The sequence below is a fragment of the Variovorax sp. UMC13 genome (assembly GCF_014170375.1).
GTDB lineage: Bacteria > Pseudomonadota > Gammaproteobacteria > Burkholderiales > Burkholderiaceae_C > Variovorax.
This window is the reverse complement of record NZ_LZZW01000035.1, coordinates 96,857-107,702: the sequence shown is the minus strand read 5'-3', so window position 1 is coordinate 107,702 and position 10,846 is coordinate 96,857. Positions and strand designations below refer to the sequence as shown.

The window sequence follows — 10,846 nt, the reverse complement described above, 5'->3', positions numbered from 1 at the left end:
TTGGCGCGTCCCGGTGATCGTAACGAAGGCCGCGCCCGCGGCGCTGAGGGCTAACCTCCAGACGGTGGCTCGTCGGCGTCCGCGCCGCGGCGCAGTTGCCGGTACAGCGTGCCCCTCGAGACGCCCAGCTGGCGCGCGGCCTGCGAGATGTTGCCGCCCTGCGCCTGGAGCGTGTCCTCGATCAGCCCGAGACGCTGCGCGCGCAGCACCGCAAGCTGATCGAGGACACGCTCCAGGCGCAGGGCGGCAACATCTCGCAGGCCGCGCGCCAGCTGGGCGTCTCGAGGGGCACGCTGTACCGGCAACTGCGCCGCGGCGCGGACGCCGACGAGCCACCGTCTGGAGGTTAGCCCTCAGCGCCGCGGGCGCGGCCTTCGTTACGATCACCGGGACGCGCCAAAAAAGAACCGGCGCGCTGGAGACAAGACCCCATGGATTCGAACTTTCCCCCGGCGGAGCGCGCACAGGCGCTCTACCGAACGATGCTGCGCATCCGCGCCTTCGAGAACGCCGCCGAGATCGCCAGCCAGGGCGGCGTGAGCGCCTATGGCCAGCAGGCGACCGGCACGGTGCGCGTGCGCGGCCCGCTGCACCTGTCGACCGGCCAGGAGGCCGTGCCGGCCGGCGTGTGCGTGCACCTGAAGCCCGCCGACTACCTGACCTCGACCCACCGCGGCCACGGCCACACGCTGGCCAAGGGCGCCGACCTGGGCCGCATGATGGCCGAGCTGTTCGGCAAGGCCACCGGCTTCAACGGCGGCAAGGGCGGCTCGATGCACATCGCCGACTTCTCGGTCGGCATGCTGGGCGCCAACGGCGTGGTGGCGGCCGGCCTGCCGATCGCGGTCGGCGCGGCGCACGCGCAGAAGATCCAGAAGCAGGACGCGATCACCGTCTGCTTCTTCGGCGACGGCGCGATCAACCGCGGGCCTTTCCTCGAAGCGCTCAACTGGGCGCAGGTCTACGGCCTGCCGGTGCTCTTCGTCTGCGAGGACAACCGCTGGAGCGCGACCACGGCCAGCGGCCCGATGACCGCGGGCGACGGCGCCTCGGTGCGCGCCGAGGCGCTGGGCATCGCCGCCACGCAGGTCGACGGCAACGACGTGTTCGCGGTGCATGCGGCCGCGGCCCGGCTGGTCGACCAGGTGCGCAGCGGCAGCGGGCCGCGCCTGCTGCACGCGCTGACCTACCGCGTGAAGGGCCATGTGTCGGTCGATCCGGCCGCCTACCGCGACCCGGCCGAACTGGCCGCGGCGCTCCAGACCGATCCGATCGCCCAGGCCCGTGCGCGTTGCCTGCAGGCGGGCACGGCCGCCGCGCTGCTCGACGCCATCGAGGCCGAGGCCCATGCCGAAGTCGAGGCCGCGCTCGCGGCCGCGGCCGCCGCGCCCTGGCCCGAGGCCGGCGCCGCCTTTACCGACATCCAGACCACGGGAGCCGGTCAATGGCACTGAACGACACGACGACGATGGAGATGAGCTACGCCGAGGCCGCGGTGCTGGCGGTGCAGCGCGAGATGGAGGCCGACCCGAAGGTGGTGGTGCTGGGCGAGGACGTGGGCCGCGGCGGCATCTTCGGCCAGTACAAGGGGCTGCAGCAGCGCTTCGGCGACCAGCGCGTGATCGACACGCCGATCAGCGAGGCCGCGATCATGGGCGCCGGCGTGGGCATGGCGCTCGCGGGCCTGCGCCCTGTCGTCGAGATGCGGGTGGTCGACTTCGCGCTGTGCGGCATGGACGAGCTGGTCAACCAGGCGGCGAAGAACCGCTTCATGTTCGGCGGCCAGGGCCGCGTGCCGCTGGTGGCGCGCATGCCTGGCGGCATCTGGGACGCCTCGGCCGCGCAGCATTCGCAGTCGCTCGAAGCCTGGTTCGCCCACATGCCGGGCCTGGTGGTGGTGAGCCCGTCGACGCCACAGGACAACTACAGCCTGCTGCGCGCGGCGCTGCAATGCGGTGACCCGGTCGTCTACATCGAGCACAAGGCGCTGTGGGGCGCGCGCGGGCCGGTCGACGAGACGCTGGCCGTGCCGCTGGGCCAGGCGGCCTGCCTGCGCGAGGGCGATGCGCTCACGCTGGTGAGCTGGGGCAAGCAGCTGCAGGCTTGTGCCGCGGCCTGCGATGCGCTGGCCGCCGAAGGCCTCGCGGTCGAGCTGATCGACCTGCGCACGCTGTGGCCCTGGGACCGCGAGGCGGTGCTGTCCTCCTGCGCGCGCACCGGCCGCCTGCTGGTGGTGCACGAGGCGGTGCAGGCCGCGGGCTTCGGCGCCGAGATCGCGGCCACCGCGGCCGAGGCCACGGACTGCCGCATCGCGCGCCTGGGCGCACCGCGCATCCCGGTGGGCTATGCGCAGGTGCTGGAGACGCAGTCGCGCGTCACGGCCGAAGCGATCGTGGCCGCGGCCAGGAAGCTGGCCGGCTGACGCTCAAGCGGCGAAGCCGCCATCGATGTTGAGGCCGGCCCCGGTCACGAAGGCCGCCTCGGGGCTGGCCAGGTAGGCCACCATGCCGGCGATCTCGTCGGCATGGCCGTGGCGGGCCAGCGCCATGAAGCTGTGCATGGTCGAGGCCATCGGGCCGTCGGCCGGGTTCATCTCGGTGTCGACCGGGCCGGGCTGCACGTTGTTGACCGTGATGCCGCGCGGACCCAGGTCGCGTGCCAGGCCCTGCACCAGGCCGGTCAGCGCCGACTTGCTCATCGCATAGACGCTGCCGCCCGCGAAGGGCATGCGCTCGGCGTTGGTGCTGCCGATGTTGACGATGCGCCCGCCCGTGCCCATGTGCGCCAGCGCGGCCTGGATCGCGACGAACACGGCGCGCACGTTGACCGCGAGGGTGCGGTCGAAGTCGGCCAGGCTGAACTGTTCGACCGGGCCCAGGTGCAGCACGCCCGCGCTGTTCACCAGGATGTCGATGCGCCCGCCGAAGTGCTTCGCGGCCCGGTCGATGCCGGCCTTGAGCGCCTCGGCGTCGGCGCTGTCGATCTTGAGCGCCAGCGCACGGCCACCTTCGGCCTCGAGGGCGCGCACGAGTTCGTCGGCCGCGGCCTGGGCGTTGCTGTAGCTGAAGGCCACGGCCGCGCCGTCGCGCGCCAGCCGGCGCACGATGGCGGCGCCGATGCCGCGCGAGCCGCCGGTGACGAAGGCGACCTTGCCGGCCAGCACGGGGGAGAGGGATGCAGTGTTCGAGGTCATGTTTTTTCCGATCGCTTGAAAAGCAGGAGTGGAGGAGGAAGGCCTTCAGTGTCGGCATTCCATTCCTTCTCCGGTAGCCATCAATCAATGCAAGAAGCTTCAACCCGCAGTTGAAGATCGGGCCGACAATGCGGCCATGGAACCGCTCAATCACCTTGAGTCCTTCGTGCAGAGCGCCGAAGGCGGCAGCTTCTCGGCCGCGGCCCGGCGCCTGGGTCTGACGCCGGCGGCGGTGAGCAAGAACGTGGCGCGGCTCGAAGCCCGGCTGGGGGTGCGGCTGTTCCAGCGCAGCACGCGCCGCCTCACCTTGACCGAGGGCGGCGAGCGCTTCCTCGCGCAGATCGGCCCCGCGCTGGCCACGCTGCAGGAGGCGGTGGCCGGCATCGACACCGACGACGGCCAGCCGGCCGGCACGCTCAAGCTGAGCATGGGCCAGGCCTTCGGGCGCGAGCATGTGCTGCCGCTGATGGGTGACTTCCTCGCGCGCTACCCGGCCATCCTGCCCGACTGGCACTTCGACAACCAGCAGGTCGACCTGGTTGGCGAGGGCTTCGACGCGGCCATTGGCGGCGGCATCGAGTTGTCTGCCGGGCTGGTGGCGCGCGAGCTGTCGCGCATCCATGTGGTGGCGGTGGCCTCGCCGGCCTACATGGAGGGCCGCAAACGGCCGCGTCAGCCTTCCGAGCTCGCAGCGCTCGACACGCTGCTGCGCCGTTCCTCGCCCACCGGCCGGCTGCGCAGCTGGACGCTGCGACATGCCGCGCGCGGCGAGGAGGTCACGGTCGAGCTGCCGCATCCGCGCGCGATCTTCAACGACCCCGAGGCCATCGCGCAGGCCGCGCGCATGGGGCTGGGCGCGGCCATGCTGCCGATGCCCTTCGTCGAACGCGGCTTGCGCAACGGCGAGCTGCTTCGGCTGCTGCCCGAGTGGTACCAGGATGCCGGCGCGGTGTGGCTCTACTACCCGAGCAAGAAGCTGCTGCCGCCGAAGACCCGGGTGTTCATCGACTTCGTGCTGGCGCGCTTCAGGGAAGAACGTTTCGCCCAGCGCATGCAGGTCGGCTGAGCGACCGGTTCAGGGGGTTTCCACCCGCGACGCCCGCGGTGCGCGCCTGTACAACACGCGCATGACCTCTTCCCTCTTCTTCTCGCATCGCCGCAGCGCGCTGGCCGTGGCCGCCGCCGCCCTCGCCGTGATGGCCGCCCCTGCCTGGGCCCAGGGCGCCTGGCCGAACAAGCCGGTGCGCATCATCGTGCCCTTCGCGGCCGGCGGCACCACCGACATCCTGGCGCGCGCGATGGCGCCCGAACTGTCGAAGGCCTTCGGCCAGCCCTTCATCATCGACAACCGCGGCGGCGCGGGCGGCAACGTGGGCACCGACATGGTGGCCAAGGCGCCGGCCGACGGCTACACGCTGCTGATGGGCACGGTGGGCACGCACGGCATCAACCGCGCGCTCTACCCCAAGCTGCCCTTCGACCCGATCAAGGACTTCGCGCCGGTCACGATGGTGGCCGCGGTGCCCAACGTGATGGAGATGAACGCCGACAAGGCCAAGGCGCTGAACATCCACAACGTGCAGGACTTCATCAAGTACGCCAAGGCCAACCCGGGCAAGCTCAACATGGCTTCCAGCGGCAGCGGCACCTCGATCCACCTGGCCGGCGAGCTGTTCAAGAGCATGACCGGCAGCTTCATGACCCACATCCCCTACCGCGGCTCGGCACCCGCGCTGCTCGACATGGTGGGCGGCAGCGCCGACGTGATGTTCGACAACCTGCCCTCGTCGATGCAGCAGATCAAGGCCGGCAAGCTGCTGGCACTGGCCGTGACCAGCGCGCAGCGTTCGCTGGCCTTGCCCGACGTGCCCACGGTGGAGGAAGCCGGCGGCCCGGCGCTCAAGGGCTTCGAGGCCAGTTCCTGGTTCGGCCTGCTCGCGCCCGCGGGCACGCCGCCCGAGATCGTGAACCGCATCCAGCAGGAGGTCGCGAAGTCGCTGGGCACGCCGGCCATGAAGGAGAAGCTGCTCGCGCAGGGCGCAATCCCCAGCGGCAATTCACCCGCCGACTTCGCGAAGCACATCGACCGCGAGCACACCAAGTGGGCGAAGGTCGTGAAGGACTCAGGCGCAAAGGTCGACTGACGCGCGCCGGTTTCGCCTTATTCCAGGAACACCGCAGAACCGGCTATGCCGGGCTGCTGGTGTTGCCCCCGGTAGGGGGTTGGCGGAGGCGACACGCAGTGCGCCGCAGACTGGGGGCGAGCCTAAACTCCCCAGACGACGTCCTTGCCCTCAGCGACGGAGCGCTTGAGCATGTCGATCAGCGGCGCGGCGCGCTGGTGCAGCGCCACGTGCTCGCGCTCGGCGGGCTCCTCGTGCTTCTCGGACGCGAAGGCGTCGTCGTTGTTGCGGTGCTGCGCATGCTCGTGGGCGATGGCGGCTTCGAGCGCGGAGATGGCGCCGGGGATCTGGTCGCTGGTGATGATGCCTTGCGCACCGGGTGCCTTGCCGATGACCTCGAGCAACTGGCGTGCATTGGGTTCGAGCATCACGACGTCGGCGGTGGCCTGAGATTTGAAACGGTAGAGCATGTTCTTTACTTGTAGAGGAAGTCCCGGGTGAAAGGGTACACCGATTGCGCACCGCGCATCGGGCCGCCTTCGACCTTGCCGTCGGGCCGCGTCGCCAGCATCTGGTGCAGCGAGATCCAGCCGCGCTCGAAACTCATCGCCGAGCCCGCCAGGTAGAGGCGGTAGGCACGCAGGATGCGCTCGGCACGCTCGGGCTGGGTGCTGGTGCGGCACAGCACGGCGCGGGCGTCCTCGAGCTGCGCCTCCAGCGCATCGGACCAGGCCCACAGCGTGCGCGCGTAGTGCGGCCGCAGGTTCTCGGTGTCGACCATCTCCAGGCCCGCGCCCGCCATGTCGCGCAGCACCTGCGTCACGTGCAGCAGCTCGCCGCCCGGGAAGATGTACTTCTCGATGAAGTCGCCCATGCCCGCGCCCAGCTGCTGGTAGTCGAGCCGGCCCGAGGTGATGCCGTGGTTCATCACCAGGCCGCCCGGCGCCAGCAGGTCGTGGATGTGCTTGAAGTAGGTCGGCATGTTGGCGCGCCCCACGTGCTCGAACATGCCCACCGACGAAATCTTGTCGAAGGGCTTGGCGGTGTCGAGCAGCCGGTAGTCGCGCAGCTCGACGCGCACACGGCCCTGCAGCCCCTTTTCCTCGATCAGCCGCTGCACGTGCGCATGCTGGTTCTTCGACAGCGTGATGCCGGTGGCGTCCACGCCGTAGTGCTCGGCGGCCCACAGCAGCAGGCCGCCCCAGCCCGAGCCCACGTCCAGATAACGCTCGCCCGGCTTGAGCATCAGCTTGCGGCAGATGTGGTCGAGCTTGGCTTCCTGGGCCTGGGCCAGCGTCAGGTCCTCGCTGCGGTAGTAGGCGCAGGAGTAGACCCGGCGCGGGTCCAGCCACAGCGCGTAGAAGTCGTCGGAGACGTCGTAGTGGAACTCGATCTGCGCCGCGTCCTTGCCCAGCGTGTGCGAGCCGCGCGACTTGGCGCGCCGCAGCAGGCGCGACCACCAGCCGGTGTCGGTCTCGGCCGGGTTGCCCGGCAGCAGGCCGGCGGCCGCGTCGGTCAGGTCGCGCATCGCGCCGTCGATCTGGACGCGGCCCTCGACGTAGGCCTCGCCGATCGCACCAATCTGGCGCGCCGCCAGCTTGGCCAGCGAGGCCCAGTCGGTGAAGGCGAGCGTGACCCGGGAACCGGGCTGGGCGACGGTCCGGCCGTCGGGCAGCTGCAGCGCGATGGGCACCGGCAGGCTGGCAAGTTGAGACTCGATCTTCGGTATCAGGCTTGGCATGCCGATGATTTTTCCCAGCAGCTCGTTACACGTCAACCGACCCCCGTCTAAGACCCTTCCCCCATTGACACCCAAATGTTTATGCCTAAACTATTTATCCATGAACATCCTTGCGCCCTCCCTCCAACGCATTCTGTGTATCGGTGGCGGGCCCGCGGGCCTGTACTTCGCCCTGCTGATGAAGGCGCGCCATCCGCGCCTCGAGATCACCGTGGTGGAGCGCAACCGCCCCTTCGACACCTTCGGCTGGGGCGTGGTGCTCAGCGACCAGACGCTGGCCAACCTGGCGGCCGCCGAAGCCGAGACGGCCGCGCTCATCGGCCAGTCCTTCCACCACTGGGACGACATCCAGGTCTTCTTCAAGGACCGCCAGGTGCGCTCGGGCGGCCACGGCTTCTGCGGCATCGGGCGCAAGCGCCTGCTCAACATCCTGCAGGAGCGCTGCCTCGCGCTGGGCGTGGACCTGGTGTTCGAGACCGACGCCACCGATGACCAGGCGCTGGCCGCGCAGTACCGCGCCGACCTGGTGATCGCCAGCGACGGCCTCAACAGCCGCATCCGCACGCGCTATGCCGAGGTGTTCCAGCCCGACATCGACAACCGCAAGTGCCGCTTCGTCTGGCTGGGCACGCACCAGACCTTCGACGCCTTCACCTTCGCCTTCGAAGAGACCGAGCACGGCTGGTTCCAGGCCCATGCCTACCAGTTCGACGACGAGACCTCGACCTTCATCGTCGAGACGCCCGAAGAGGTGTGGAAGGCACACGGCCTCGATCAAATGGAGCAGCCCGAGGCCATCGCCTTCTGCGAGAAGCTGTTCGCCAAGTACCTGGGCGGCCATGCGCTGATCAGCAACGCCTCGCACCTGCGCGGCTCGGCCAACTGGATCCGCTTCCCGCGCGTGATCTGCAAGCACTGGACGCACCGCGTCGAAGTCGACGGCAGGACCGTGCCCGTGGTGCTGATGGGCGACGCCGCCCACACCGCCCACTTCTCGATCGGCTCGGGCACCAAGCTGGCACTGGAAGACGCGATCGACCTGGCCGACGAGTTCGGCCATGGCGGCAGCATCGACGAGGTGCTGGTGGGCTACGAGGCCCGCCGCAGCGTCGAGGTGCTGAAGATCCAGAACGCCGCGCGCAACTCCACCGAGTGGTTCGAGAACGTCTCGCGCTACACCGGCATGCAGATCGAGCAGTTCGCCTACTCGATGCTCACGCGCAGCCAGCGCATCAGCCACGAGAACCTGCGGCTGCGCGATGCGGCCTGGCTGGGCGGCTACGAGAAATGGCTGGCCGGCGGGAAGAAGATCGCGCCCATGCTCACGCCGCTCAAGGTGCGCGGGCTCGAGCTCAAGAACCGCATCGTGGTCTCGCCGATGGCCACCTACAGCGCGGTCGATGGCCTGCCGCAGGACTTCCACCTGGTGCACCTGGGCGCGCGCGCCATGGGCGGCGCGGCGCTGGTCTTCGTCGAGATGACCAGCCCCACGCCCGAAGGCCGCATCACGCCGGCCTGCCCCGGCCTCTACACCGACGAGCAAGGCGCTGCGTTCAAGCGCATCGTCGACTTCGTCCACACGCAGACCAGCGCCAAGATCGGCATGCAGCTGGGCCACAGCGGCCCCAAGGGCTCGACGCAGGTGGGCTGGGAAGGCACCGACGAGCCGCTGCCCGCGGGCAACTGGCCGCTGATCGCCGCCAGCGCGCAGGCCTACGGCGCGCAGAACCAGACGCCGGCTGAAATGACGCGCGTCGACATGGACACGCTGCGCGAGCAGTTCGTCGCCGCCACGCGCCGCGCGGCCGAGGCCGGCTTCGACTGGCTCGAGCTGCACTGCGCGCACGGCTATGTGCTGGCCTCCTTCCTGAGCCCGCTCACCAACCGGCGCACCGACGACTACGGCGGCGACATCGCGCACCGTGCGCGTTATCCGTTGGAGGTGTTCGAGGCCATGCGCGCGGCCTGGCCGGCCGAGCGCCCGATGAGCGTGCGCATCTCGGCCCACGACTGGGCGCCCGGCGGCAACACCGACGACGACGCGGTCGCGATCGCGCGGCTGTTCAAGGCCGCGGGCTGCGACTTCATCGACGTGTCCTCGGGCCAGACCACGCGCGACGCCCAGCCCGTCTACGGCCGCATGTACCAGACACCTTTCGCGGACCGCATCCGCAACGAGGTCGGCATCGCGACCATCGCGGTGGGCGCGATCACCGACGCCGACCAGGCCAACAGCATCATCGCGGCCGGCCGCGCCGACCTCTGCGCCGTCGCGCGCCCGCACCTGGCCGACCCGGCCTGGACGCTGCACGAGGCGGCCAAGCTGCAGAGCCGCCATGTCGAGTGGCCGAAGCAATACACCGCGGGCCGCGACCAGATGTACCGCGAGATCGCCAAGCAGCAGGCCCTGGCCGCCGGCCCGGCCGCGCTGCCGGCCGAAGAGGAGCGCTGAATGGACCTCGAAGCCCGCGCCCACAGCGAACACCCCGACGAGCTGCGGCTCTGGCTGCGGCTTTTGACCTGCACCCAGCTGATCGAGAAGGAAGTGCGCAACGGCCTGCGCGAGCAGTTCGCCACCACGCTGCCGCGCTTCGACCTGATGTCACAGCTCGAACGCTCGCCCGAGGGGCTGAAGATGAACGAGCTGTCGCGCCGCATGATGGTCACGGGCGGCAACGTGACCGGCATCACCGACCAGCTGGTGGCCGAGGAGCTGGTCGAGCGTGTCAACGTCGAGGGCGACCGTCGCGCCTGGCGCGTGCGCCTCACGACACGCGGCCGCGCGCTGTTCAACGAGATGGCGCACCAGCATGAAGCCTGGATCGTCGAGGCCTTCGCCGGCCTCGCGCCCAAGGAGATCACCCAGCTGCACAAGCTGCTCGGCAAGGTCAAGCAGCACACCCACCCCCAGACGAACACAGAGACGGAGACCGAATGAAGCACTACATCGGCGCGGGCAATCCCATGCATGCGCAATTCGAGGCCAAGGCCGGCTACCAGGCCACGCACTTCCAGTGGCGCTATGAAGACGGCGTGGGCACCGTCACGCTCAACCGGCCCGAGCGCAAGAACCCGCTGACCTTCCAGTCGTACGCCGAACTGCGCGACCTGTTCCGCGCGCTGCACTACGCGACCGACGTCAAGGCCATCGTCGTGACCGGCGCCGGCGGCAACTTCTGCTCGGGCGGCGACGTGCACGAGATCATCGGCCCGCTCACCCAGATGAGCATGCCCGAGATGCTCGAGTTCACGCGCATGACCGGCGACCTGGTGAAGGCGATCCGCCAGTGCCCGCAACCCATCATCGGCGCCATCGACGGCATCTGCGCCGGTGCCGGCGCGATGATCGCGCTGGCCTGCGACATCCGCTACGGCACGCCCGCCACGCGCACCGCCTTCCTGTTCACGCGCGTCGGCCTGGCCGGCGCGGACATGGGCGCCTGCGCGCTGCTGCCGCGCATGATCGGTCAGGGCCGCGCATCGGAGCTGCTGTTCAGCGGCCGCGCGATGACCGCCGACGAAGGCCTGGCCTGGGGCTTCTTCAACGCGCTGCATGCGAGCGACGCGGTGCTGGCCGCGGCCACGAAGATGGCACGCGATCTCGCGGCCGGCCCGACCTTCGCGCACGGCATGACCAAGACCATGCTGTCGCAGGAATGGTCGATGACCATCGAGCAGGCGATCGAAGCCGAAGCGCAGGCCCAGGCCATCTGCATGCAGACGGCCGACTTCACGCGCGCCTACGAGGCCTTCGCCGCCAAGCAGAAGCCGGTCTTCGGCGGAGACTGA

The 10,846-nt window shown here is 69.9% G+C and carries 11 protein-coding genes and 1 pseudogene; 8 read left to right on the top strand and 4 right to left on the bottom strand.

The genetic code is table 11. The features are described 5' to 3' along the window. Nucleotides 1-50: 50 nt before the first annotated feature. A complete protein-coding gene (locus A9977_RS29575; RefSeq protein WP_405054717.1) occupies nucleotides 51-209 on the bottom strand; it encodes a helix-turn-helix domain-containing protein in 159 nt (52 codons plus the stop codon). Here A9977_RS29575 and A9977_RS29570 point away from each other — a divergent pair. The 3 genes and pseudogenes from A9977_RS29570 to A9977_RS29560 form a co-directional block, all read left to right on the top strand. Beyond that, nucleotides 192-350 (top strand): annotated as a pseudogene (locus A9977_RS29570) (helix-turn-helix domain-containing protein); the annotation flags it as partial. The gene A9977_RS29575 and the pseudogene A9977_RS29570 overlap by 18 nt on opposite strands. An 81-nt stretch (nucleotides 351-431) precedes the next feature. Continuing rightward, nucleotides 432-1,454, top strand: coding sequence for a thiamine pyrophosphate-dependent dehydrogenase E1 component subunit alpha (locus tag A9977_RS29565; RefSeq protein ID WP_259652209.1), 1,023 nt, complete (start codon nucleotides 432-434; stop codon nucleotides 1,452-1,454). Then, complete coding sequence (locus A9977_RS29560; protein ID WP_183028376.1) at nucleotides 1,445-2,422, top strand: alpha-ketoacid dehydrogenase subunit beta; 978 nt, start codon at nucleotides 1,445-1,447, stop codon at nucleotides 2,420-2,422. Before A9977_RS29565 ends, A9977_RS29560 begins: the two co-directional genes overlap by 10 nt. Before the next feature lie 3 nt (nucleotides 2,423-2,425). On the opposite strand, the gene A9977_RS29555 is transcribed toward A9977_RS29560, so the two are convergent. Further along, a complete protein-coding gene (locus tag A9977_RS29555; protein WP_183028375.1) occupies nucleotides 2,426-3,193 on the bottom strand; it encodes an SDR family oxidoreductase in 768 nt (255 codons plus the stop codon). A gap of 136 nt (nucleotides 3,194-3,329) precedes the next feature. Here A9977_RS29555 and A9977_RS29550 point away from each other — a divergent pair, with 136 nt between their 5' ends. Together A9977_RS29550 and A9977_RS29545 are read left to right on the top strand one after the other, a co-directional pair. Then, nucleotides 3,330-4,259 carry a LysR family transcriptional regulator gene (locus tag A9977_RS29550; RefSeq protein ID WP_183028374.1) on the top strand — a complete coding sequence of 310 codons (930 nt, stop codon included), beginning with the start codon at nucleotides 3,330-3,332 and terminating at the stop codon, nucleotides 4,257-4,259. Nucleotides 4,260-4,320: 61 nt separating this feature from the next. Beyond that, entirely contained in the window at nucleotides 4,321-5,337 is a 1,017-nt protein-coding gene (locus A9977_RS29545; protein WP_183028373.1) for a tripartite tricarboxylate transporter substrate binding protein, read from the top strand. Nucleotides 5,338-5,459: 122 nt separating this feature from the next. Here the strand turns inward: A9977_RS29545 and A9977_RS29540 are convergent, their stop codons facing one another. Continuing rightward, nucleotides 5,460-5,786, bottom strand: coding sequence for a DUF1840 domain-containing protein (locus A9977_RS29540; RefSeq protein ID WP_183028372.1), 327 nt, complete (start codon nucleotides 5,784-5,786; stop codon nucleotides 5,460-5,462). Nucleotides 5,787-5,791: 5 nt separating this feature from the next. Then, entirely contained in the window at nucleotides 5,792-7,057 is a 1,266-nt protein-coding gene (locus A9977_RS29535; protein WP_183028371.1) for a class I SAM-dependent methyltransferase, read from the bottom strand. Nucleotides 7,058-7,157: 100 nt separating this feature from the next. Here A9977_RS29535 and A9977_RS29530 point away from each other — a divergent pair, with 100 nt between their 5' ends. The 3 genes from A9977_RS29530 to A9977_RS29520 are packed head-to-tail and all read left to right on the top strand — an operon-like array spanning nucleotide 7,158 to nucleotide 10,846. Next, nucleotides 7,158-9,509 carry a bifunctional salicylyl-CoA 5-hydroxylase/oxidoreductase gene (locus A9977_RS29530; RefSeq protein WP_183028370.1) on the top strand — a complete coding sequence of 784 codons (2,352 nt, stop codon included), beginning with the start codon at nucleotides 7,158-7,160 and terminating at the stop codon, nucleotides 9,507-9,509. Next, complete coding sequence (locus A9977_RS29525; RefSeq protein WP_183028369.1) at nucleotides 9,510-9,995, top strand: MarR family winged helix-turn-helix transcriptional regulator; 486 nt, start codon at nucleotides 9,510-9,512, stop codon at nucleotides 9,993-9,995. It abuts the gene before it with no gap. Continuing rightward, nucleotides 9,992-10,846, top strand: coding sequence for an enoyl-CoA hydratase family protein (locus A9977_RS29520; RefSeq protein WP_183028368.1), 855 nt, complete (start codon nucleotides 9,992-9,994; stop codon nucleotides 10,844-10,846). The genes A9977_RS29525 and A9977_RS29520 overlap by 4 nt, the downstream gene beginning before the upstream one ends.